Consider the following 24,048-nt stretch of genomic DNA (forward strand, 5'->3'; position numbering starts at 1 on the left):
GACCCAGGTTCCATGACCGACGCCATCTCTCACCGCTATACGCTGTACGACCTCGCCGAGCGCCTGGGCGCCGAGGTGGTCGGTGATGGCAGCCGACAGGTCGCTGGGCTGGCCACACTTAGCGATGCCGGTCCCGACGAGATCAGCTTTCTCGCCAACAAGGCCTACCTCAAGCACCTGGCCGGCACTCGGGCGGCAGCAGTGCTGCTGCACCCCAGCTACGCCGGGGAGTGCCCGGTCGCCTGCCTGACCCTCGACAACCCTTATCTCGGCTACGCCGAGCTGTCGCGGCTGTTCGATCCGCTGGCCAATCGCCCCGCCCAGGGCATACACGACTCGGCGGTGATCGAGGCCGGCGTATCGCTGGGCGCCGATGTCCAGGTCGGGCCCCAGGCGGTGATCGAGGCCGGCGCGGTGATCGGCGATCGCACGGTCATCGGGCCGGGCAGCGTGGTCGGCGCCGACAGTCGCATCGGCGCCGATTCACGGCTGCACGCCAATGTCACCGTCTGCCACGCGGTGGTGATCGGTGAGCGTGCCATCCTGCACAGCGGCTGCGTGATCGGCGGCGACGGTTTCGGCTTCGCCCACGACGGCAGCCGCTGGCACAAGATTGCCCAGCTCGGCGGCGTGGTGCTCGGCGACGACGTGGAAGTCGGGAGCTGTTCGAGCATCGATCGCGGTGCGCTGGGCGATACCCTGATCGGCAACGACGTCAAGATCGACAGCCAGGTGCAGATCGCCCACAACGTGCAGATCGGCGACCACAGCGCCCTGGCCGGCTGCGTCGGTATCGCCGGCTCCACCAAGGTCGGCAAGCACTGCATGTTGGGCGGCGGCGTTGGCCTGTCTGGCCACCTGACGATCTGCGACGGCGTGCAGGTCACCGGCATGAGCCTGGTCACCAATTCCATCAACGAGCCGGGCATCTACTCCTCCGGCACTGGCGCCATGAGCAACGCTCAGTGGCGCAAGAATGCCGTGCGTTTCAAGCAGCTCGATGACATCGCCAAGCGGCTGGTGCGCCTGGAAAAGCATCAAGGCGGCCGTTGAGTCTCGCCAGACTGCCGGTATAATCGCTGTCCCGGCCAGGGAGGCGCCCGCGCCACTGCATGCTCACCAAGGTGAGCCGTTTCGCTATTTCAGAGGTCGCATCGATGGTAATGGACATCAACGAGATTCGTGAGTATCTGCCTCACCGCTACCCCTTTCTGCTGATCGATCGCGTCACCGAACTGGAACTCGGCGAGCTGATCCGCGGCTACAAGAACGTCAGTATCAACGAGCCTTTCTTCAACGGCCATTTCCCGCACCATCCGATCATGCCCGGTGTGCTGGTCATCGAGGCGATGGCTCAGGCGTGCGGCATCCTGGGCTTCAAGACCGTCAACAAGCTGCCCGCCGACGGCTATGTCTACTACCTGGTGGGCAGCGACAATGTACGCTTCAAGCGCCCGGTAATGCCCGGCGATCGGCTGCATATCGAAGCCAAGGTGATGCGCGAGAAGCGCGGTATCTGGAAGTTCGCGTGCCGTGCCAGCGTCGACGACGAACTCGCCTGCGAGGCTGAAATCATCTGCGCCGAGAGGAAGGTCGCTTGATTCATCCCACCGCGCTCGTCGACCCCGCCGCTCGGCTCGCCGACGACGTCGAGGTCGGCCCGTTCAGTGTGATTGGCGCCGACGTCGAGATCGGCCCCGGTTCGCAGATTGGCCCCCACGTGGTGGTCAAGGGTCCCACCGTGCTCGGCGCACGTACGCGCATCTTCCAGTTCGCCTCGGTGGGCGAGGATTGCCAGGACAAGAAGTACGCCGGCGAGCCGACCCGCCTGGTAATGGGTGACGACAACGTCATCCGTGAAGGCGTAACCCTGCACCGCGGCACGGCACAGGATCGCGGCGAGACCACCATTGGCTCGCGCAACCTGTTCATGGCCTATGCCCATGTCGGCCACGACTGCGTGATCGGCAGCGACTGCATCCTGGCCAACCAGGTGACCCTGGCCGGCCACGTCAAACTGGGCGACTTCGCGATCCTCGGCGGGCTCTCGGCGGTGCATCAGTTCTGCCACTTCGGCACCCACGCCATGGCCGGCGGCGGCTCGATCATCACCAAGGACACCCCGGCCTTCGTGATGATCAACGGCAATCCCGCCGAGGCCCGCGGTCTCAATCTTGTCGGACTCAAGCGCCGCGGCTTCTCCCGCGAAGCGCTGAATGCACTGAGCGAATCCTACAAGCTGGTCTATCGCCAGGGGCTCACCGTCGAGCAGGCCCTCGCCGAAATCCGCCGCCGCTATGAACTGCCGGAGGTCGATACCTTCATCGCCTCCATCGAAGTGGCCACCCGCGGCATCACCCGCTAGGCATGCAAGGCCCCGCGTTTATGGACGGCACCGCGCTCAAGGTCTACCTGGTCGCCGGCGAGCTGTCCGGCGATATCCTCGGTGCCAGCCTGATGCGTGCGCTCAAGGCGCGCTATCCCGGTGTGGCCTTTCGCGGCATCGGCGGTCCGCGCATGCTGGCCGAGGGCATCGATAGCCGCTACCCGCTGGAGACCCTCTCGGTCATGGGCCTGGTCGAGGTGCTCAAGCACCTGCCGCGGCTGATCGGCGTGCGCCGCGAGCTGAGGCGCGATGCGCTGGCCTGGCAGCCGGACATCATGCTCGGCATCGACGCGCCGGACTTCAACCTGGGCCTCGAGCGCCAGCTGCGCGAGGCCGGTATCACCACCGCCCACTATGTCAGTCCCTCGGTATGGGCCTGGCGCCAGGGCCGGGTCAAGGGCATCGCCAAGTCGGTGGATGCCATGCTCACCTTCCTGCCCTTCGAGGCGGCCTTCTATGTTCGCCATCGCGTACCGGTGGCCTTCGTCGGCCACCCGCTGGCCGACGACATGCCGCTGGAGACCGATCGCGCGGCGATGCGCCGCGAGCTCGGTCTGCGTGAAGACGGCGAGCTGCTGGCGCTGCTGCCCGGCTCGCGGGCCAACGAGATCCGTTTCCTCGGTGCCACCTTTCTCGATGCTGCCGAGCGCCTCTGCCAGGCGCGGCCGGCGCTGCACCTGGTGGTGCCGGCGGCGACCCCGCAGCGGCGCCGCGAGCTCGCCGCGCTGCTCGACGAACGCCCGGCGCTGGCCGCACGCCTGACCCTGCTCGACGGCTGCTCCCGCGAGGCCATGGTGGCGGCGGATGCCGTGCTGCTGGCCTCGGGCACTGCGGCGCTTGAGGCGATGCTGTGCCACCGACCGATGCTGGTGGCCTACAAGATGGCACCGGCCACCCACTGGCTGGCCAAGCGCCTGGTCAAGACCGAGTGGATCTCGCTGCCCAACCTGATCGCCGGGGAAGCGCTGGTGCCCGAGCTGATCCAGGACGCCGCCAGCCCCGAGGCGATCGCCTCCAGCCTCGATGCGATGCTCGCCGACGCCGCGGGGCGCGCAACCCTCGAGTCACGTTTCGCCGAGATGCACGCCGGACTCCAGCGCGGCGCCAGCGAGCGGGCGGTGGACGCCATCGCAGCGCTGATCGCCGGCGACCCGCTGCCTGACAGCGTGGCCCCGGAGGCCATCGCCGAGGTGCCGTCGTGAAGAAGGCGACGCTGCCGCCGCTGGTGGTCGACTACCGCGGCGAGCGCCTGGCCGGGGTCGACGAGGTGGGGCGCGGGCCGCTGGTCGGCAGCGTGGTGGCGGCGGCGGTGATTCTCGATCCGGCGCGCCCGGTTGAGGGGCTCAACGACTCCAAGGCGCTCAGCGCCAAACGCCGCGAGGCGTTGGACGCCGAGATCCGTGAATGGGCGCTGGCCTTCGCGGTGGCCGAGGCCAGCGCTGAGGAAATCGACGAACTCAATATCTACCACGCCACCCATCTGGCCATGCGCCGCGCCATCGACGCCCTGGCGCCGGCCGCCGAATACCTGCTGGTGGACGGCAATCGCCTGCCCGGGCATCATGTTCCTGGCCAGGCGGTGGTCAAGGGCGATGCCCGCCATCCGGCCATCGCCGCCGCCTCGATACTCGCCAAGGTCGCCCGGGACGCCGACATGGCGGCGCTGGATGCCCGGCATCCCGACTACGGTTTTGCTCGCCACAAGGGCTACCCGACCCGCGAGCATCTGGCGGCCCTGGAGCGCCTCGGCGCGCTGCCCGAACACCGCCGCTCCTTCGGCCCGGTCAAGCGCCAGCTGGCGTTGTTTTAGCAAGGTCAGGCTCCCGATATCGTAGCGAGGAGCGCCGGATCAGCCCGAGCGGGGCCGGTCTCACAGTCGTTGGATCAGCGCCGAGCGGGCCGCATAGGCAAGCGCCGGATCAGCGCCGAGCAGGCAGCATACATAAGCGCCAGATCGGCCCGAGCACCGTTACCCGTACCACTTATCGCCAAATCTTGAGTCCACCATGACCACGCCCTTCGTTCATCTTCGCGTTCACACCGAGTACTCCCTGGTCGATGGCCTGGTGCGCCTCAAGCCGCTGGTCAAGGCCACCGCCGAGCGCGGCATGCCGGCCGTGTCGATCACCGACGAAGCCAACCTGTTTGGCCTGGTCAAGGCCTACAAGGCGGCCCAGGGCGCTGGCCTCAAGCCGATCATCGGCAGCGACCTGTGGCTGCATAACCCCCACGACGCCGGCCACCCCTATCGGCTGACGCTGCTGGCCATGAACGACGTCGGCTACCGCAACCTTACCGAGCTCATCTCCCGCGGCTGGACCGACGGCCAGCGCCAGGGGCTGGCGATTCTCGACAAGGCCTGGGTGTTCGAACAGAGCGAGGGGCTCATCGTCCTCTCCGGCGGCCGCGAGGGCGAGATCGGCCGCCACCTGCTGGCCGACCACCCCGACGAGGCCCGCGGGTTGCTCGACGAGTGGAACTCCCACTTTCCGGGGCGCTTCTACCTCGAGCTGACCCGCACCTCGCGCCAGTACGAGGAGGAGTGCCTGCACCTCTCGGTGGCCCTGGCCGAGCAGAGCGGCACCCCGGTGGTGGCCACCAACGACGTACGCTTCCTCGATCGCGAAGAGTTCTGGGCCCACGAGACCCGGGTCGCCATCGGCGAGGGCAAGGCGCTCGACGACCGCCGCCGTGAGCGCCGCTACAGCGAGGAGCAGTACCTCAAGAGCCCGGCGGAGATGGCCGAACTGTTCGCCGACATTCCCGAGGCGCTGGAGAACAGCGTGCTGATTGCGGCGCGCTGCAACGTCGACGTACGCCTGGGCGAGATCTTCCTGCCGGAGTTCGAGATCCCCGAGGGCATGACCCAGGACGAGTTCTTCCGCAAGATCTCCCACGATGGCCTCACCGAGCGCCTCGACTTCCTCTACCCGGCCGAGCGCTACCCGCGCGACGGCGCCGAGTATGCCGAGATCGACCAGCGCTATCGCGAGCGACTCGATTTCGAGTTGAACATCATCATCCAGATGGGCTTCCCCGGCTACTTCCTGATCGTGATGGACTTCATCCAGTGGGCCAAGGACAACGACGTGCCGGTGGGCCCGGGGCGCGGCTCGGGGGCGGGCTCGCTGGTGGCCTACGCGCAGAAGATCACCGATCTCGACCCGCTGGAGTACGACCTGCTGTTCGAGCGCTTCCTCAACCCCGAGCGTGTCTCGATGCCCGACTTCGACGTCGACTTCTGCATGGAGAAGCGCGACCGGGTGATCGACTACGTGGCCGAGCGCTACGGTCGCAACGCGGTGTCGCAGATCGTTACCTTCGGCACCATGGCCGCCAAGGCGGTGGTCCGCGACGTGGCGCGTGCCCAGGGGCGGCCCTACTCGCTGGGCGACAAGCTCTCCAAGCTGATCCCCTTCGAGGTCGGCATGACCCTGGCCAAGGCCATCGAGGCCGAGCCGGCGCTCAAGGAGTTCGTCGAGAACGACGACGAGGCCGCCGAGATCTGGGAAATGGCGCTCAAGCTCGAGGGCATCACCCGCGGCACCGGCAAGCACGCCGGCGGGGTGGTGATCGCCCCCACCAAGCTCACCGACTTCTCGCCGCTGCTGTGCGACGAGGAGGGCAATGGCCTGGTGGTGCAGTTCGACAAGAACGACATCGAGGAGGCCGGGCTGGTCAAGTTCGACTTCCTCGGCCTGCGCACCCTGACCATCATCGACTGGGCGCTGGAGATGGTCGACAAGGTGCGCGCCGTCAAGGGCGAAGGCCCGCTCGACATCGACACCATCCCCCTCGACGATGCGCCGACCTTCGAGATGCTCAAGCGCGCCGAGACCACCGCGGTGTTCCAGCTCGAATCCCGCGGCATGAAGGAGCTGATCAAGCGCCTGCTGCCCGATTCGCTGGAGGACATGATCGCCCTGGTCGCACTGTTCCGCCCGGGGCCGCTGCAGTCGGGCATGGTCGATGACTTCATCAACCGTAAGCACGGCCGCGCCGAGATCTCCTACCCGCACCCGGACTACCAGCACGAGTGGCTGAAAACGGTGCTCGAGCCCACCTACGGCATCATCCTCTACCAGGAGCAGGTGATGCAGATCGCCCAGGTGCTGGCGGGCTACAGCCTGGGTCAGGCCGATATGCTGCGCCGTGCCATGGGCAAGAAGAAGCCCGAGGAGATGGCCAAGCAGCGCGCCGGCTTTATGGAGGGCTGTGCGGCCAACGGGATCGACAAGGAGCTGGCCGGCAATATCTTCGACCTGGTGGAGAAGTTCGCCGGCTACGGCTTCAACAAGTCGCACTCGGCGGCCTACGGTCTGGTCTCCTATCAAACGGCATGGCTGAAAGCGCACTACCCCGGGCCCTTCATGGCGGCGGTGATGTCCACCGAGATGGACAACCTCGACAAGGTGGTGCCGCTGATCGAGGAGTGCCGCAACCTCAAGCTCACCGTGACCCCGCCGGACGTCAACGTCGGCGGCTACAAGTTCACCGTGGATACCGAGGGCCGCGTGGTCTACGGCCTGGGGGCGATTCGCGGCGTCGGCGAGGGGCCGATCGGTGCCATCGTCGAGGCCCGCGAGGCCGACGGGCCCTTCAAGGACCTGTTCGACTTCTGCCGCCGGGTCGACCCCAAGCGCATGAACAAGCGCACTCTCGAGGCGCTGATCCGCTCCGGGGCGCTGGATAACCTCGGCCCCAGTCGCGCCGTACTGAGCGCGGCACTCGAGGCAGCGCTCAAGGCCGCTGCCCAGAACCTCAGCAACCAGAACCTGGGCATGATCGACATGTTCGGCGAGGCCTTCGTCGACGAGGAGGCCGGCGACGCCTATGCCGACTATCGCGCCGCCCGGGAGTGGACCGACAAGGAGCGCCTGGCCGGCGAGAAGGACACCCTGGGGCTGTACCTCACCGGCCACCCCATCGACGAGTACGAGCAGGAGCTCAAGCGCTTTGTCTCGACGCGCATCAGCGACCTCAAGCCGTCGCGAGAGCCGCAGCGCGTCGCCGGCCTGGTGGTGGGGATGCGTACCATGAAGTCCAAGCGCGGCGACACCATGGCCTTCGTCACCCTCGACGACCGTACCGGGCGCATCGAGGCCTCGCTGTTCGGCGAGCTGTTTGACCAGCTGCGCGGTCGCCTCGACGCCGACCAGGTCCTGATCGTCGAGGGTGAGGTGTCGAGCGACGACTACTCCGGCGGCTTGCGCCTGCGCGGCAAGGAGATCACGCCGATGGTCGAGGCGCGCAGCAAGTTCGGCCAGGCGGTGGAAGTCTCGCTGGACGGTGCCCGCGCCAACGGCCGCATGGTGGCCAGCCTGCGCGACAGCCTCACCCCGCACCGCGATGCCAGCGGCCTGCCGGTGCGGCTCAAGTACCGCAATCAGGACGCCAGCGGCTGGCTGGAACTGGCCGAGGAGTGGAAGGTGGCGCCCAGCGACGAGCTGCTGATCGCCCTGCGCGAGGTCGAGGGGCAGGACGGTGTGCGCTTGAAATATCGCTAGGCAGCGATGACGGATACTTGCGCGGGGCAAACGAGGCGCGCCGGCATCGGGGCTGTGCCGGCGACAGGCCTACGAGGAGGCGCTGTAAACCCATCCCTGGGCGCTACCTTGCGCCATCCATGGCGCAAACCTCCTCTTCGACCTGTCCCCGGCGCCCCTTGGCACGCAGGAACTCCTCGTCCCCTGCCTTGCGCAGCGCGTTGAGGGTGCGATAATGCCCGACATTCGACTTTATGGCTGCCGGGGCAAGCACCATTCACCCTCCCCGGCGACAGCAATGACAAGGCGGCTTAGCCACTATGAATCCCAACTATCTCGATTTCGAACAGCCCATCGCCGAACTGCAGGCCAAGATCGAAGAGCTGCGACTGGTCGGCAACGACAGCAAGATCAACATCAGCGAAGAGGTAGCCAAGCTCGAGGAGAAGAGCAAGAAGCTTACCGAGTCGATCTTCAAGGACCTCAGCGCCTGGCAGGTCTCGCAGCTGTCGCGCCACCCCCAGCGCCCCTACACCCTCGACTACCTCGAGCACGTCTTTACCGACTTCGATGAACTCCACGGCGACCGGCACTTCGCCGACGACGCCGCCATCGTCGGCGGCGTCGCGCGCCTCGACGACAAGCCGGTGATGGTGATCGGCCATCAGAAGGGCCGTGACGTCAAGGAGAAGGTGCGCCGCAACTTCGGCATGCCGCGCCCCGAAGGATACCGTAAGGCGTGTCGCCTGATGGAGATGGCCGAGCGCTTCAAGATGCCGGTGCTGACCTTTATCGACACCCCCGGCGCCTACCCGGGCATCGATGCCGAAGAGCGCGGCCAGTCCGAGGCCATCGCCTACAACCTGGCAGTGATGTCGCGGCTCAAGACACCGATCATTGCCACCGTGGTCGGCGAGGGCGGCTCCGGCGGCGCGCTGGCCATTGGCGTGTGCGACGAGCTGGCGATGCTGCAGTACTCTACCTATTCGGTGATCTCCCCCGAGGGCTGCGCCTCGATCCTGTGGAAGAGCGCCGAGAAAGCCTCTGACGCTGCTCATGCCATGGGTATCACCGCCGAGCGCCTCAAGGAGCTGGGCTTCGTCGACACCCTGATTCCCGAGCCGCTGGGTGGCGCCCATCGCCATCCCCGGACCACCGCCAATCGGGTCAAGGAAGCCCTGCAGGGCAGCCTGGAGCGCCTGCAGAGCATGGATATCGATGCGCTGCTGGAGCGGCGGTATCAGCGCCTAATGAGCTACGGCGCCCCAGCCTGATCGGTTAGAGGCTACTGCGCTCGCCAATACGGCGTTGGAAAAGATCTCAGCATGCTCATTTACAACCCCGTAAACTCCGCTGCTTCGGTCTTTTCCGCCTTGCGACCCACAGGGATGTGGGAAGTGCGTTGGCCCGTAGGGAACGGGCCTAGCCTTGGCTTCGCTCGTAACGCCTCTATTCCGATCAGGAAACTGCTCGACTGGGACTGCGCTCGAAGCGGCCTCACTAGGCTGGAGGGTGCTTGATGTCCCTGCAAGCTACGATTGATCGCGCCCTGGCGGAGACTCCGCCGGGGCGTGCTGTCTGGGTTGCGCTGTCCGGCGGGCTCGACTCCTCGCTGCTGCTGACCCTGGCCGCCGATGCCTGTCGCCGCTATCCCCGCCCGCTGTACGCCCTGCATGTCCACCACGGCCTGCAGCCCGCCGCCGACGATTTCGAATGCCACTGCCGCCAGCTCTGCGCGCAGCTGGGGGTGCCGCTGTGCGTCGAGCGGGTCAGCGTCGCGCTGGATGCCGGTCGGGGGCTGGAGGGTGCCGCCCGCGAGGCCCGCTATGCGGCTTTTGCCCGCTGCGTGGGCGAGGGCGAGACGCTGTGGCTGGCCCAGCACCGCGACGACCAGGCCGAGACCTTCCTGCTCGCCGGACTGCGCGGCAGCGGCGTGCGTGGGCTGGCCGGCATGCCAGCCAGCCGCGACTGGCAGGGGCGCGACCTGCAGCGGCCACTATTAGGCGTGAGCCGGGCCGACTTCGAGGAGGCCGCTGGTCAGTTGGCGCTCGACTGGGTCGAGGACCCCAGCAACGTTGATATCGGCCTCGACCGTAATCGCCTGCGCCAGACGCTGATGCCGCTGCTCGAAGCGCGCTGGCCGCAGGCGATGGCGTCGCTGGCGCGTTCCGCCCAGCTGGCCGGTGAAGCCGACTCGCTGCTCGAGGAGTTGGCGTCGCTCGATCTGGCGGCACTCGGGGGCGTGGCGGAGCAACTGCCGATCACGCCGCTGGTGGCGCTATCGGCGCCCCGACAGCGGCTGCTGATTCGCCACTGCTGTCAGCGGCTAGGGCTGCCGACGCCGCCAGCGGCGCGCTTGGCAACGCTGCTTGAACAGCTCGCCAGCCGTGACGACGCCGAGGTGTGTGTGGCGTGGTCGGGCGCTGAGGCGCGCTGCTGGCGTGGGAGGCTTTATCTGCTGGGGCCGGCGCCGGTACTGCCCGACGGCTGGAGGGTAGAATGGGATGGTCGTCAACCACTGGATACGCCGCTGGGACAGCTCGCCAGCGTGCTTGAACCTGAGGGTGGCGAGCCAGTAACGCTGAGAGTGAGTGCCCGCCAGGGGGGCGAACGGCTACAGCAGCCTCAGCGCGGTAGTCGTGACCTGAAACGGCTGCTGCAGGAAGCCGGAGTGCCGCCGTGGCGGCGCCAGCGGCTACTGGTGGTGTGGTGTGGCGAGCAGGTGGTGGCGGTACTCGATGAAACGGGGCGCGCCGCGGTGCCATGCGCGCCGGGCTGGGTATTTAAGACGTCGCCGGTAGCACCAGGCTCAGGCTAAAGCCCGCCGCGGCCTGGTACTCGACCTCCTGCTCGAGGTCGGTGACCAGCAGGGCGGCATCGTCCAGTGGTTGGTGCAGGGTTAGGATCAGGTCGTCACCCTTGGCGACCAGCTCGACGCCGCTGGCCGGGGCTTCGGGGCGCGAGTGGTTGAGCAGCACTGCCAGCCTTAGCAGGCGGGCAAGACGCGAATAGGGGCGCTGCAGCGCCGGTGGCAGGCCGTCGAGCTCCTTAAGCGGAAACTTGCGGCGGTGGGCGCGCACCAGGAACGCCAACGCCTGTTGCTCGGGGCGCGAAAAGCCGGGTAGGTCGGAGTGGTCGAGCAGGTAGGCGCCATGGCGGTGGAACTGGCTGTGCGAAATGGCCAGGCCGATCTCGTGGAGCTGAGCCGCCCAGTAGAGAAATTGCCCTTGTTCGTCGGCTAGCGTCCAGTTCTCGCTGACCTGCTCGAACAGCGCTTGGGCGCTGATCGCCACGCGCTGCGCCTGATCGTGGTCGACTCCATAACGCTGCCGCAGGGTCGCCAGCGACTGGCGCCGCGAGTCTTCGGCGGTGTTGCGGCCGGCGAGATCGTAGAGCACGCCTTCGCGCAGTGCGCCGTCGGCGAAGCGCATCTGTGTCAGGTCGAAGGCCTCGAAAGTTGCGCAGAGGATTGCGACCCCGGCAGGAAACACCGTGGCGCGATCCTCCTTGAGCCCCTCCATGGCCACCTGGTCGAGACGTTTGCACTTGATTAATCGCTTGCGCAGAGCGAACAGCGCCTCGCGCTCGATGACGCCTTCCGGGCACTCGCCGGCCGCCGACAGCACGGCGGCGGCGGCCTTTACGGTGCCGCTGGAGCCAACCGGATCGGCCCAGCCCAGCTCGCGGTAGGCGCGGCGAATGTTGGCCAGCTCCGAGAGCGCTGCCAGCTCGGCACGACGAAAGCGCTTTTCGCTGAGCTCTCCGTCGCCGAAGAAGCGCCGGGTGTAGGTGACGCAGCCCATGTGTAGGCTTTCCAGCGCCAGTGGGGCGAAGTTTTCGCCGATGATGTACTCGGTGGAGCCTCCACCGATATCGATGATCAGGCGTCGACCATGTACCTCTGCCAAGGCATGGGCGGCGCCCAGGTAGATCAGACGAGCCTCCTCGCGCCCGGCGATGATCTCGATGCCGTGGCCGAGCTGGGCCTCGGCGCGGTCGATGAACTCGCGGCTGTTACTGGCGGCACGCAAGGCGTTGGTGCCAACGATCCTCAACTGCTCTGCCGGGGTGTCGCCGATGAACGGCGCAAAACGTGCCAGGCAGTCGAGGGCACGCTGCATGGCCGCCTCACTTAGTCGGTCGTCATCATCGAGGCCAGCGGCGAGCTGGACCTTCTCGCCGAGTTTGGCGACCACCTGAAGCTGGCCGCCCTGGTAGTTGGCGACCAGCAGATGGAAACTGTTGGAACCGAGGTCGATGGCGGCGAGCCGGCGGGGGGCGTCACCGGCGCTGGGCATCCTGCGCGTGGCCGAATCAGAGGGCATGTAGAGATCCTTGCATCTGCATCGTCCAAGGTTGCGGTGCCCTCTGGTGGTTGTCAATCCGCCGGCGAAGATGCAAGACGACACAGGGGCTTGCGTTTACCGTCCGGCTTGTCTAACATCGAATCGTTCGCCTGTTCCGAATACTTCCCGACCGCGTCGCGGTCAACTCCAAGTCGTCAGACAGCCCGCTGATTCCGTGCCGGAAAGTGTTTCACTTACCGAGCCGTTAATCAGGCGACAAGAACATCGCTTCCCTCGCGCTTGCCATATCGTTTCTGTCGTTTCTTGACGGAAACATCGATTGGCGAATGTCTTCGAGTGAATGCCCGCCGGGCCCTGAACGCACCACGCGGCGTTTCGTCACCGCTTCCTGTCTTATTCCGGCGTCTTATATCGCCCCGCTGACACGAGCAATTTCTGAACAAACCGATGAATCTTACCGAACTCAAGCAAAAGACCGTGCCCGAACTGTTGGAAATCGCCCAGGAAATGGGTGCCGACAACCTCGCACGGTCACGCAAGCAAGACATCATCTTTGCCATCCTCAAGAAGCATGCCAAGAGCGGCGAAGACATTTATGGCGATGGCGTACTGGAGATACTCCAGGACGGTTTCGGCTTCCTGCGTAGCGCCGACAGCTCTTATCTGGCCGGGCCCGATGACATCTATGTCTCGCCGTCGCAGATTCGACGCTTCAACCTGCGCAAGGGCGACTCCATCTCCGGCAAGATTCGTCCGCCCAAGGAGGGTGAGCGCTACTTTGCGCTGTTGAAGGTCAATCAGATCAACTTCGACAAGCCGGAAAACGCCAAGCACAAGATCCTGTTCGAGAACCTCACCCCGCTGTTCCCGGACGAGCGTATGGTGATGGAGATCGGCAACGGCTCCACCGAGGATCTGACGGCGCGCATCATCGACCTCACCGCGCCCATCGGCAAGGGCCAGCGCGGCCTGATCGTCTCGCCGCCCAAGGCCGGTAAGACGCTGATGCTGCAGAACATCGCCACCTCGATTACGCGCAACAATCCCGAGTGTCACCTGATCGTGCTGCTGATCGACGAGCGCCCCGAAGAGGTCACTGAGATGTCGCGCACGGTGCGCGGCGAGGTGGTCGCCTCGACCTTCGACGAGCCGCCGGCGCGTCATGTGCAGGTCGCCGAGATGGTGATCGAGAAGGCCAAGCGGCTGGTCGAGCACAAGAAGGACGTGGTGATCCTGCTTGACTCCATCACCCGTCTGGCGCGGGCCTACAACACCGTGGTACCCAGCTCCGGCAAGGTGCTCACCGGTGGTGTCGACGCCCATGCCCTGGAGAAGCCCAAGCGTTTCTTCGGTGCCGCGCGTAACATCGAGGAGGGTGGCAGCCTGACCATCATTGCCACCGCACTGGTCGATACCGGCTCGAAGATGGACGAGGTGATCTTCGAGGAGTTCAAGGGCACCGGCAACATGGAGGCGCACCTCGACCGCAAGCTGGCCGAGAAGCGCGTCTATCCGGCGATCAACATTCGCCGCAGCGGTACCCGCCGCGAGGACCTGCTGGCCTCCGAGGACGAGATGCAGCGTATGTGGATCCTGCGCAAGCTGCTCAATCCGATGGATGATATGGGCGCCACCGAGTTCCTGATCGACCGGCTCAAGGATACCAAGACTAACATCGAGTTCTTCGAGGCCATGAAGCGGCGTTAATGTTGGCCCGCTAAAGTCGCTGGGAAACGCCGCGTCTTCGAATAGCTCGTTGCCATCTTCACCGCGGCTAATCCGGCGGGAGGCGGCTCGCGAAGACGCTGTGAACCCTTCCCTGGGCGCTCCATTTTTCATCCCTGAAAAATGAGCTTCGCTTGCACCTCCCCCCGGCGCCGCTACGAGGAGTTCATGCAACAGCATCCCTCGGCCACCGAGGCGAGCGGCGCCGGCGACAGGTTTACGAGGAGGTTCTACGCCATGGGTGAGGAGCACTGCTCCGAACGGGCTGGCCATGGATGGCCAGCACCGGTCCTGTAAGCGGAGCAGGATGCGGGAGCGTAGCAGGGCGCAAGGTAGGTAGCGCCCAGGGATGGTTTACAGCGCCTCCTCGCAGGCCTGTCAACGGATTAGCCGCGGGCATAGGCCGAGTTGGCCGTGGTAAAGGACGACTTGGCCGGCGGCGAAGAGAAGGGGTGGCATGCTATGCTGCCCCTTTCGTCGTTTTTGAAACAGGAAGCCTATGAAGTACAAGGACCTGCGCGACTTCATCGCGGCGCTCGAGGCGCGTGGCGAGCTGGTGAGGGTCACCGCCGAGGTCGACCCCTACCTCGAGATCACCGAGATCTGCGATCGCACCCTGCGCGCCGGCGGGCCGGCGCTGCTGTTCGAGAACGTCAAGGGCTATGACATGCCGCTGCTCGGCAACCTGTTCGGCACCCCGCATCGGGTCGCGCTGGGCATGGGTGAGGACTCGGTGGAGGCGCTCAGCGAGGTCGGCAAGCTGCTGGCCTTCCTCAAGGAGCCGGACCCGCCCAAGGGCATGCGCGATGCCTGGAGCAAGCTGCCGATCTTCAAGCAGGTGATGAGCATGGGGCCCAAGGTGGTGCGCTCCTCGCCGGTGCAGGAGGTGATCCTCGAAGGCGATGCGGTGGATCTCGACCGCCTGCCGATCCAGCACTGCTGGCCGGGGGACGCCGCACCGCTGGTGACCTGGGCGCTGGTGGTGACCCGCGGGCCGCACAAGAAGCGCCAGAACCTGGGCATCTACCGCCAGCAGAAGCTGGGCAAGAACCGGCTGATCATGCGCTGGCTCTCCCACCGCGGCGGGGCGCTGGATTTCCAGGAGTTCCAGAAGGCCAACCCCGGCCAGCCGTTCCCGGTGGCGGTGGCGCTGGGCGCCGATCCGGCGACCATCCTCGGTGCGGTCACGCCGGTGCCGGATTCGCTCTCCGAGTACGCCTTCGCCGGCCTCCTGCGGGGCTCGCGCACCGAGTTGATCAAGTGCGGCCACGCCGACCTCGAGGTGCCGGCCTCGGCAGAAGTGATCCTCGAGGGCTATATCTACCCCGACGACATGGCCCCCGAGGGGCCCTACGGCGATCACACCGGCTACTACAACGAGGTCGAGCACTTCCCGGTCTTCAGCGTCGAGCGCATGACCATGCGCCGTGATGCCATCTATCACTCGACCTACACCGGCCGACCGCCGGACGAACCGGCGATCCTTGGGCTGGCGCTGAATGAAGTCTTCGTGCCGATCCTGCGCAAGCAGTTCCCCGAGATCGTCGACTTCTATCTGCCCCCGGAGGGCTGCTCCTACCGCATGGCGGTGGTGACCATGAAGAAGCAGTACCCCGGCCACGCCAAGCGCGTGATGATGGGGGTGTGGAGCTTCTTGCGCCAGTTCATGTACACCAAGTTCGTGGTGGTGCTCGATGATGACGTCAGCGCCCGAGACTGGAAGGATGTGATCTGGGCGATCACTACACGCATGGACCCGGCGCGGGACACCGTACTGGTCGAAAATACCCCCATCGACTATCTCGACTTTGCTTCGCCGGTCGCTGGCCTCGGCTCCAAGATGGGACTCGATGCCACCAGCAAATGGCCCGGCGAGACCGATCGTGAGTGGGGTACGCCGATCGTCATGGACGAAGGCATCAAGCAGTCGGTGACCGCGCGCTGGGACTCGCTTGGCATTCCGCTCCCGGGCGATGCCACCACAGACAAGAGGACGCCATGACGGCACGCACCCTGACCTGCCTGGTCGACGAGGTCGAGAACCTCACTCCCGATGTCTTTCGCGTGAGCCTGGCGGGCCGCGCCGAGGCGGTTGCCCACGCGCCGGGGCAGTATCTCGAGCTACAGCTCGACGATGACACCTGGGTGCCGTTCTCGATAGCCAATGCCCATCGCGGTGACGGCCTGATCGAGCTGCATATTCAGCACTGGCCGGAGCGCGAGAACTCTGCGCGCCTGCGTGAGCTGATGCAGGAGGCCAGTCGCCTGACCCTGCGCCTGCCTGGCGGTGACTGCGTACTCGACCCGGATAGCGAACGCCCACTGCTGCTGGTTGCCGCCGGTACCGGCTTCGCCCAGATGAAGGCGATCGTCGAGGCGGCGCTGGTCGCCGACCCGACGCGCGAGATCGATCTATGGTGGGCGGCCCGCGAGCGCCGCGACCTCTACCTCGAGCGGCTGCCTCGCGAGTGGGCCGCCCAGTATCCTGGGGTCCGTTTCCATGCGGTCAGCGAGATCGTCCCCGAGGAGCCGTTCGATGGTGAAGGCGTCAGCGGTCATCTGGGACGCGTCGACGCGGTACTCGGCAGCACGCTCAAGGATGTATCGGGTCACGACGTCTATCTGTCCGGCTCGCCGGGGATGGTCTACGCCTGCGTCGACGTACTCGCTTCGCTGGGGCTCGATGCCTCGCGGGTGTTCTCCGACGTTTTTGCCTATGCGCCGCGAGACCCCCTGGTGCCCACCGTGGGCAGCTTGGTTAAGCAGCGGGAGGCCTTGAAGTGAGCGCCTCGCCGATCCTGATCACCGGTGGCGCCCAGCGCCTCGGCCGCCACTGTGCCGAGCGGTTGCTCGACGATGGTCACGAGCTGATCATCAGCTATCGTCGTGAACGCTCCGAACTCGAGACGCTGCGCGAGCGTGGGGTGACCACGCTGGCCGCGGACTTCTCCAGCGAGGCGGGCATTCTCGACTTTATCGAGCGACTCAAGGCGACGACCTCTTCGCTGCGGGCGATCGTTCACAATGCCAGCGACTGGGCGCCGGATAGCCTCGACAGCGACGCCGGGGCGACCTTCGAGCGGCTATTCCGGGTGCATATGCAGGCCCCTTACCTGATCAACCTGCACTGCCGCGAGCTGCTCACCGCCTGCACTGAGCCGCAGCGCGATATCGTGCATATCACCGACTACGTGGTGCACAAGGGCTCGAAGAAGCATGCCGCCTACGCTGCCACCAAGGCCGGCCTCGATAACCTGACGCTGTCGTTTGCGGCCATGTATGCCCCGGAGATCCAGGTCAATGCCATTGCCCCGGCGCTGATCATGCTCAACGAGGGTGATGACGAGGCCTATATCGAGAAGGTCAAGGCCAAGTCGGCGATGCAGATGATCCCCGGCCCCGGGGTGATCTACCAGAGCCTGCGCTACCTGCTCGACAACCGCTATGTCACCGGCATTACGCTGCCGGTCGATGGCGGGCGTCACCTGCGCTAGAATGGCGCCTATTCAGCATTCGCCCAACATGGTCAGGAGAGAGCTATGGCGGAACAGGACCCCAACTTCAAAGACGATAGCGGCCTGCTGGCGATCACCATCGGCCTGGTGGTGCTGGTGGCCATGAGTGCCCTGCCGGCCACCATCGGCATAATCCAATTGCTCGGTTGAGGCGACTGAATACTTGCCAAGCGCACTCAGCGCGGTAGGATAGAGACCACTGCACACTCGGAGCGAACCATGACCGTTAGCCACCGCCAATTCACCAGCGCCAACGCGATGCCCGCCATCGTCGTTGCTGCGCGGTCCTGGGTGGGCGGCTATTGGTATTGGTTTAGCGCCGGTGTGCCGGCGATGCGGTCGCGCTGACCCATCGCCAGGCACACCCCACACGGGTTGCCTCCACCATCTCTCAGAACCCCCGGTCGGCAACCCGACCGGGGGTTTTGTTTTTGACATCATGTTTAACGAGGAGCCCGACCATGTTCGACCGTATCGCCTTCCCTCTGCTGTCATGCACCGCTTACTACCGTGGCTATGGCAGCTGGCGATTTAGCGGCGTCCGGTCGGCTCAGCTCGCCACCTCCGGCCGGGAGATCATCGGTGGCCATTCGACCCGATGTTCGACACCCTGCACGAGGTAACCGCCATGACCATCACCCTGCTCAAGCCTACCCCCAGCGATGCCGCCCCCGCCACAGGGCTCGCCGAACCCGCTATCGAGGCCGCCACGCCGCTGCCCACTCCCCAGGCGCTGCGCCAGCAGCTACCCCTCGATGGCGAACTGCGCCAACGAGTCGCCACCCAGCGCGAGGAGGTCAAGGCGATTCTCGATGGACGCGACGACCGCCTGCTGGTGGTCGTAGGGCCCTGTTCGGTACATGACCCCAAGGCGGCCCGAGAATACGCCGAGAACCTCAGCGTGCTGGCACGCCAGGTCGAGGACCAATTGCTGCTGGTGATGCGCGTGTATGTCGAGAAGCCGCGTACCACGGTAGGCTGGAAGGGGCTGGCCTACGATCCGCACCTCGACGGCAGCGACGATATGGCCCATGGCCTCGCCCAGTCGCGGGCGCTGATGCGCGACGTGATTGGCCTGGGGCTGCCGGTTGCCACCGAGCTGCTGCAACCGATGGTCGCCAGTTATCTCGATGATCTGCTGGCGTGGACGGCGATCGGTGCGCGTACCACCGAATCCCAGGTGCACCGCGAGCTGGCCAGCGGGCTGGCGGCGGCGGTGGGCTTCAAGAACGCCACCGATGGTGGTACCCAGGTGGCTATCGATGCCATCCAGGCGGCCGCCCATGGCCATCGCTACCCCGCGCTTTCCGCCTCGGGGGCGCCATGCCTGCAGCATACCCCGGGCAATCGGCACACGCATGTGGTGCTGCGCGGTGGCCATGGCGAGCCCAACTACCAGGCCGAGCACGTGGCGGCGACCCGCCGCGCCCTGGAGGCGGCGGGCCTGACGCCGCGGCTGATGGTAGACTGCAGCCACGCCAATTCGCGCAAGGACCATCGCCGCCAGAGCGAGGTGCTGCTCGACGTGCTGGATCAGCGCTTGGCCGGCGAGACGGCGCTTTGTGGCGTGATGCTGGAGAGCCAGCTTTTCGAAGGCCGTCAGCCGCTCAAGCCAGGCGCTATGCGCTACGGCGTCTCGGTCACCGATGCCTGCATCGGCTGGGAGACCACCGAGCATCTGGTGAGTCTGGCCGCCGAGCGCTTGCGTTAACGCTATTCAAGGAACGCCTGTCGATGAAGTTTCGTTTCGAATCCCATGAACCCGAGGTGTATCGCCGCAAGGCACGCCTGATTAGCGTGGCCATGGCGGCTCAGTTGATCGTACTGGGCATGCTGTTCGCGCAGCTGCTGACCCGTACCTTCGGCTCCAGCCTGTGGCTCAACGCCCTGGGAGTGCTGCTCGGGCTGGTCGCCACCAGCCTGGTGTTCGCGGCGCTGCGCGAGCGGCCGTGGATGCAGGAGATGCGCTACGTGTGGCAGCTCAAGCATCACCTGTCACGGGTCAGCGGCTACCTGCCGGCGCTACGCCGCGGCGTCGCGGAGCACAACCATGTGGCGTTGGGGATTCTGAGCTTCTATCACCAGGGCATGGCGCAGCTCGCCGAGCTCAACGGGCGTACCCTGGACGATGACAGCGAACTGATCGCCGAGCGCCAGCAGCTACTCGAGCAGCGTGAGCGTCTAGGACTGCCACTCGAAGTCGACGGCTACGACACTGAGGATCTGGCCGCCTTCAAACGCGGCTAAGTTGTCTCGACGTCGGGACTGATCTGCCGGTAGGCCTTCGAGGAGGCGCTGTAAACCTATCCTTGGGCGCTACCTACGCCCTGCTGCGCTCTCGCATCCTGCTCCGCTTGCAGGGCCGGTGCTGGCCATCCATGGCCAGCCCGTTCGGAGCAGTGCTCCTCACCCATGGCGTAGAACCTCCTCTACGACCTACCGCCAGCGTCCCTCGATCGGATAGCCCTCAGCGTATCAGGTCTTGCTGGCGTAGGCGTAGAGCAACGTCTCCTGGGCGCTGATCGGCGCGGTGTCGCCCAGTTCTCGCTTGGTATAGCCGCCGTCGCTGTCGAGCAGCCAGCTCTGGCAATTGTCGACCAGGTAGGTCTCGAGGTCCTTGCGTACCCGGGCGGCCAGCTTGCGGTCGAGGATCGGGAAGCAGGTCTCGACGCGATGGAACATGTTGCGCTCCATAAAGTCGGCGCTGGAGGCCCACACCTCAGGACTGGCGTCGTTGTGGAAGTAGAATACCCGGGTGTGCTCGAGGAAGCGGCCGATGATCGAGCGCACCCGGATATTGTCCGAGATCCCCGGCACGCCGGGGCGCAGGCAGCACATCCCGCGAATGATCAGATCGCACTCCACCCCGGCGTGGGAAGCGCGATACAGCGCACGAATGAGCTTGGGCTCGGTGAGTGAGTTGCACTTGATGATCAGGTGCGCCCGACGGCCGGCCGCGGCGTGGGCGGCTTCACGGTCGATCATTGCCACCATCTGCTCATGCAGGGTGAAGGGAGCGTGCAGTAGATGCTCGATATGGCGCGCCTTGCCCATGCCCGACAGCTGCTGGAAGACCTTGTGCACGTCCTCGCAGAGTACCTCGTGGGCGGTCATCAGGCTGTAGTCGGTGTAGAGCTTGGCGGTACCGGAGTGGTAGTTGCCAGTACCGAGGTGAGCGTAATAGCGCAGCTCGCCGCGTTCGCGGCGCACGATATGCATCAGCTTGGCATGGGTCTTGTAAGCCATCACACCGTAGATCACGATGGCACCGGCTTCCTGGAGGCGCGATGCCAGCGCCAGGTTGTCGGCCTCATCGAAGCGTGCGCGCAGCTCGATCACCACCGTGACCTCCTTGCCTCCGCGGGCCGCCTCGACCAGCGCCGAGACGATCTGTGACTCGGCGCCGGTGCGGTAGAGGGTCTGCTTGATGGCCAGCACGGCGGGGTCGCGGGCCGCTTCGGCGAGCAGATCCTCCACCGGTGAGAAGGCGTGGAAGGGGTGGTGCAGCAGGATGTCTCCATCCTTGATCGCCTCGAACAGCGAGTCGTGCTTCTTGAGTGTCTTGGGCAGCCCCGGTGTAAACGGGCGGTAGCGCAGCTCCGGACGCTCGACGTCGGCCAGTACCGCCATCATGCGAGTCAGGTTGACCGGCCCCTGAACGCGGTAGAGATCGCTCTGCTCGAGTTCGAACTGCTTGAGAAGGAAGTTGGCCAGTGCCTCGGGGCAGTTGTCGGCGACCTCCAGGCGCACGCCGCTGCCGTAGCGGCGTGCCAGAAGTTCGCCACGCAGCGCCGAGGCCAGGTCGGAAACTGCCTCGGGGTCGACGGAAAGGTCGGCGTTACGAGTCAGGCGGAACTGGTAACAGCCGCGCACCTGCATGCCGGGGAACACCTCGTGAGCATGGGCGTGAATCATCGACGACAGGAATACATACTCACTATAGCCGTCGGCGCAGCACGAGGCGGGCAGTGCGATCAGCCGTGGTAGCGAGCGCGGTGCGGGTAGGATCGCCAGACCTCCTTCGCGACCGAAGGCGTCCTTGCCCTCCAGTTCGACGATGAAGTTGAGGCTCTTGTTGACCAGTCGTGGGAAGGGGTGCGACGGATCCAGGCCGATGGGGCTGATCACCGGCATGATCTCGTCGTCGAAATAGTCGCGCACCCAGGCTTGTTGAGCCGGCGTCCACTGGTCGCGGCGGCGAAAACGCAGGTGCTGCTCCTCTAGCGCCGGGATCAGTACCTCGTTGAGCAGCCGGTACTGGCGATCGACCTGCTCATGGGCGGTGCGCGAGATCTCGCCGAGCACTTGGCGCGGCAGCATGCCGTCGGCGCCGGTACTGTCGTTGCCCAGCGCCAGCTGATGTTTGAGGCCGGCGACCCGAATCTCGAAGAATTCATCGAGGTTGGAGGAGAAGATCAGCAGGAACATCAGCCTGTTAAGTAGCGGATGCGAGTCATCCAGGGCCTGTTCCAGCACCCGGATATTGAACTGCAGGTGCGACAGTTCGCGGTTCAGATAGAGCGACGGATCGTCGAGATTGAGCGCCGACGGATCCGTCTTGGCGCGTACGCCTGTGCGGGTGCGGTTGACCCGCAGCGGCGGTGTCTCTGTCTCCGCGTGCGGCGGTGACTGGGGGGAATTTGATAGGCCGCGCGGCTCTTCCATCTTGCCTCCAGAGGCAGAGGAAAGGCCACGCCATGCCCGCGCTGGCCCTTCCGGTTAGTGAGCGAGCAGCCGCGCCGCTCGCTTGGCAAAGTAGGTCAGTACGCCGTCGGCGCCGGCGCGCTTGAAGCACATCAGCGACTCGAGCATCACCTTGTCGGCGTCGAGCCAGCCCTGCTCGAAGGCCGCCATATGCATGGCGTACTCGCCGCTGACCTGATAGGCGAAGGTCGGTACCCTGAGTTCATCCTTGACTCGCCGCACCACGTCGAGGTACGGCATGCCCGGCTTGACCATCACCATGTCGGCGCCCTCGGCAATATCCAAGGCCACCTCGTGGAGCGCCTCGTCGCCGTTGGCGGGGTCCATCTGGTAAGTGGACTTGTCCGCTTTGCCCAGGTTGCCAGCCGAGCCCACCGCATCGCGAAATGGCCCGTAGTAGCTCGAAGCATACTTGGCGCTGTAGGCCATGATGCGGGTATTGTGCAGGTGCTCCTGCTCGAGCACGCCGCGAATTGCGCCAATACGCCCGTCCATCATGTCCGAAGGAGCCACCACATCGGCGCCGGCTTCGGCGTGAGACAGCGCCTGCTTGAGCAGGGTTTCCACGGTGCGATCGTTATGCACGTAGCCCGTCTCGTCGAGGATCCCGTCCTGGCCGTGGCTGGTGTAGGGGTCGAGGGCCACGTCGGTGATCACGCCGAGCTCGGGCAGGGCCGCCTTGAGCTCGCGCACGCTGCGCTGGACCAGGCCGTTGGCGCTGTAGGCCTCCTCGGCCAGCTCGCTCTTGAGCTCGGCGTCTACCACCGGAAACAGTGCCAGCGCCGGGATGCCCAACTCGAAGGCTTCGCGGGCCTCCTCGATCAACAGGTCCAGCGACAGCCGCTCGACGCCAGGCATCGACGGTACTGCCTCGCGGCGGCCGCTGCCCTCGAGCACGAATACCGGCCAGATCAGGTCGGCGGGGGTCAGCGTCGACTCGCGCATCATGCGGCGCGAGAAGTCGTCCTTGCGCATGCGCCGCATACGCAAGGCGGGAAACTGTCGAGATGTGTTGAGGCTCAAGGAAATTCTCCGGTCGTTAAGCGTGACCGCTGCTTCAGTATCGGTCGCTTAGATGACCAAATGATGACGGCGGCTGCGCGTGAATGTGGCCGGATACGCTATCCGGCGATGTCCTGAGTATATCAGTGCCGCCTAACTGGGGGAGTGCCTCGGGCGCAGACGCTGGGTAGCAGATGGGCTACAGTGAGGGGTTCCTGCTGCCGGGCGGCAGCATCTCGGTCACAAGGAGTGCAGTATGAGCAAGCAGGTAGCGGTCATTCTGTCGGGCTGCGGTGTCCAGGATGGCGCCGAGATCTATGAAACCACCCTGACCCTGTTGCGTCTCGATCAACTGGGAATCGGCTATCGCTGTTTCGCCCCGGATATCGTCCAGCACCATGTCATCGACCATCGGCATGGTGAACCGGTACCCGATGAGGCGCGTAATGCGCTGACCGAATCGGCGCGCCTGGCGCGGGGCGAAATCAGTGAGCTCGCCGAGCTTGACCCTCAGGCCTTCGATGCGGTGATCCTGCCCGGTGGCTTCGGGGTAGCCAAGACGTTGAGTGACTTTGCCGTTGCCGGCAGCGACATGCAGGTGCTGGACGCCGTTGCGGCGCCGCTGGTGGCCTTTCATGAGGCGCGCAAGCCGATCGGCCTGATGTGCATCGCGCCGGTGCTGGTGCCGCGGCTGTTTGGCGAAGGCATCGCGGTGACGATTGGGCACGACCCGGCGGTCTCCGGAGCGATCAGTGCCATGGGCGGGCTGCATCGTGGCTGCAAGGTCGACGATATCGTGGTCGACTTCGAGCACCGCATCGTCACCACCCCGGCCTATATGCTCGCCGAGCGGATCAGCGAAGCGGCTAGCGGGATCTTCAAGCTGGTGGATCGCATCGATGAGCTGATCGATCGATAAACGC

Annotated in this window: 20 protein-coding genes; 16 read left to right on the forward strand and 4 right to left on the reverse strand. The window is 65.5% G+C overall.

Going from position 1 to position 24,048, the window contains the following annotated elements; genetic code table 11:
* Positions 1 to 12: 12 nt before the first annotated feature.
* From lpxD to dnaE, 6 genes are all read left to right on the forward strand, one after another.
* The gene (lpxD, locus tag QC821_RS13730) at positions 13 to 1,053 is read left to right on the forward strand and encodes a UDP-3-O-(3-hydroxymyristoyl)glucosamine N-acyltransferase (RefSeq protein ID WP_309722496.1); all 1,041 of its coding nucleotides are present in this window, start codon (positions 13 to 15) and stop codon (positions 1,051 to 1,053) included.
* Between the two features lie 104 nt (positions 1,054 to 1,157).
* A complete protein-coding gene (gene fabZ / locus QC821_RS13735; protein WP_309722782.1) occupies positions 1,158 to 1,601 on the forward strand; it encodes a 3-hydroxyacyl-ACP dehydratase FabZ in 444 nt (147 codons plus the stop codon).
* On the forward strand, positions 1,598 to 2,365 hold the full coding sequence (lpxA, locus tag QC821_RS13740) for an acyl-ACP--UDP-N-acetylglucosamine O-acyltransferase (RefSeq protein ID WP_309722499.1): 768 nt from the start codon (positions 1,598 to 1,600) through the stop codon (positions 2,363 to 2,365). The genes fabZ and lpxA overlap by 4 nt, the downstream gene beginning before the upstream one ends.
* A 20-nt stretch (positions 2,366 to 2,385) precedes the next feature.
* Positions 2,386 to 3,588 (forward strand): lipid-A-disaccharide synthase, encoded by a 1,203-nt coding sequence (gene lpxB / locus QC821_RS13745; protein ID WP_309722502.1) that lies wholly within the window; start codon positions 2,386 to 2,388, stop codon positions 3,586 to 3,588.
* On the forward strand, positions 3,585 to 4,196 hold the full coding sequence (gene rnhB, locus QC821_RS13750; protein ID WP_309722505.1) for a ribonuclease HII: 612 nt from the start codon (positions 3,585 to 3,587) through the stop codon (positions 4,194 to 4,196). Before lpxB ends, rnhB begins: the two co-directional genes overlap by 4 nt.
* A gap of 196 nt (positions 4,197 to 4,392) precedes the next feature.
* Positions 4,393 to 7,893 (forward strand): DNA polymerase III subunit alpha, encoded by a 3,501-nt coding sequence (gene dnaE / locus QC821_RS13755; RefSeq protein WP_309722508.1) that lies wholly within the window; start codon positions 4,393 to 4,395, stop codon positions 7,891 to 7,893.
* 103 nt (positions 7,894 to 7,996) lie between these two features.
* Here dnaE and QC821_RS13760 read toward each other — a convergent pair whose 3' ends face one another.
* Positions 7,997 to 8,149, reverse strand: a complete 153-nt coding sequence (locus QC821_RS13760; protein ID WP_309722509.1) for a hypothetical protein — start codon at positions 8,147 to 8,149, stop codon at positions 7,997 to 7,999.
* 43 nt (positions 8,150 to 8,192) lie between these two features.
* Between QC821_RS13760 and accA the strand changes: the two genes are divergently transcribed.
* Together accA and tilS are read left to right on the forward strand one after the other, a co-directional pair.
* Positions 8,193 to 9,146, forward strand: coding sequence for an acetyl-CoA carboxylase carboxyl transferase subunit alpha (gene accA / locus QC821_RS13765; RefSeq protein ID WP_309722512.1), 954 nt, complete (start codon positions 8,193 to 8,195; stop codon positions 9,144 to 9,146).
* Between the two features lie 245 nt (positions 9,147 to 9,391).
* On the forward strand, positions 9,392 to 10,690 hold the full coding sequence (gene tilS, locus QC821_RS13770) for a tRNA lysidine(34) synthetase TilS (RefSeq protein ID WP_309722515.1): 1,299 nt from the start codon (positions 9,392 to 9,394) through the stop codon (positions 10,688 to 10,690).
* Here the strand turns inward: tilS and ppx are convergent.
* The gene (gene ppx / locus QC821_RS13775; RefSeq protein WP_309722518.1) at positions 10,656 to 12,197 is read right to left on the reverse strand and encodes an exopolyphosphatase; all 1,542 of its coding nucleotides are present in this window, start codon (positions 12,195 to 12,197) and stop codon (positions 10,656 to 10,658) included. The two genes, tilS and ppx, sit on opposite strands and share 35 nt — an antisense overlap.
* Positions 12,198 to 12,626: 429 nt before the next feature.
* On the opposite strand from ppx, the gene rho reads away from it, so the two are divergent.
* The 7 genes from rho to QC821_RS13810 all read left to right on the forward strand — a co-directional run bounded on the left by rho (position 12,627) and on the right by QC821_RS13810 (position 19,666).
* Positions 12,627 to 13,886 (forward strand): transcription termination factor Rho, encoded by a 1,260-nt coding sequence (rho, locus tag QC821_RS13780; protein ID WP_076746309.1) that lies wholly within the window; start codon positions 12,627 to 12,629, stop codon positions 13,884 to 13,886.
* A 517-nt stretch (positions 13,887 to 14,403) separates the two neighbouring features.
* Positions 14,404 to 15,906, forward strand: coding sequence for a 4-hydroxy-3-polyprenylbenzoate decarboxylase (ubiD, locus tag QC821_RS13785; RefSeq protein WP_309722521.1), 1,503 nt, complete (start codon positions 14,404 to 14,406; stop codon positions 15,904 to 15,906).
* Complete coding sequence (locus QC821_RS13790) at positions 15,903 to 16,688, forward strand: NAD(P)H-flavin reductase (protein WP_309722524.1); 786 nt, start codon at positions 15,903 to 15,905, stop codon at positions 16,686 to 16,688. Before ubiD ends, QC821_RS13790 begins: the two co-directional genes overlap by 4 nt.
* The gene (folM, locus tag QC821_RS13795; RefSeq protein ID WP_309722527.1) at positions 16,685 to 17,398 is read left to right on the forward strand and encodes a dihydromonapterin reductase; all 714 of its coding nucleotides are present in this window, start codon (positions 16,685 to 16,687) and stop codon (positions 17,396 to 17,398) included. Before QC821_RS13790 ends, folM begins: the two co-directional genes overlap by 4 nt.
* 45 nt (positions 17,399 to 17,443) lie before the next feature.
* Positions 17,444 to 17,569, forward strand: coding sequence for a hypothetical protein (locus tag QC821_RS13800; protein WP_309722529.1), 126 nt, complete (start codon positions 17,444 to 17,446; stop codon positions 17,567 to 17,569).
* 448 nt (positions 17,570 to 18,017) lie between these two features.
* A complete protein-coding gene (locus QC821_RS13805) occupies positions 18,018 to 19,130 on the forward strand; it encodes a 3-deoxy-7-phosphoheptulonate synthase (RefSeq protein WP_309722532.1) in 1,113 nt (370 codons plus the stop codon).
* 23 nt (positions 19,131 to 19,153) lie between these two features.
* Positions 19,154 to 19,666, forward strand: a complete 513-nt coding sequence (locus tag QC821_RS13810) for a DUF3087 family protein (protein ID WP_309722534.1) — start codon at positions 19,154 to 19,156, stop codon at positions 19,664 to 19,666.
* A 228-nt stretch (positions 19,667 to 19,894) separates the two neighbouring features.
* Here QC821_RS13810 and ppk1 read toward each other — a convergent pair whose 3' ends face one another.
* The gene (gene ppk1 / locus QC821_RS13815; protein WP_309722537.1) at positions 19,895 to 22,084 is read right to left on the reverse strand and encodes a polyphosphate kinase 1; all 2,190 of its coding nucleotides are present in this window, start codon (positions 22,082 to 22,084) and stop codon (positions 19,895 to 19,897) included.
* Between the two features lie 54 nt (positions 22,085 to 22,138).
* Positions 22,139 to 23,146, reverse strand: a complete 1,008-nt coding sequence (gene hemB / locus QC821_RS13820; protein WP_309722540.1) for a porphobilinogen synthase — start codon at positions 23,144 to 23,146, stop codon at positions 22,139 to 22,141.
* Between the two features lie 235 nt (positions 23,147 to 23,381).
* Between hemB and elbB the strand changes: the two genes are divergently transcribed.
* Entirely contained in the window at positions 23,382 to 24,044 is a 663-nt protein-coding gene (gene elbB / locus QC821_RS13825; RefSeq protein WP_309722543.1) for an isoprenoid biosynthesis glyoxalase ElbB, read from the forward strand.
* Positions 24,045 to 24,048 lie beyond the last annotated feature (4 nt).

It is taken from the genome of Franzmannia qiaohouensis (assembly GCF_031451695.1).
Classification (GTDB): Bacteria; Pseudomonadota; Gammaproteobacteria; order Pseudomonadales; family Halomonadaceae; genus Franzmannia; species Franzmannia qiaohouensis.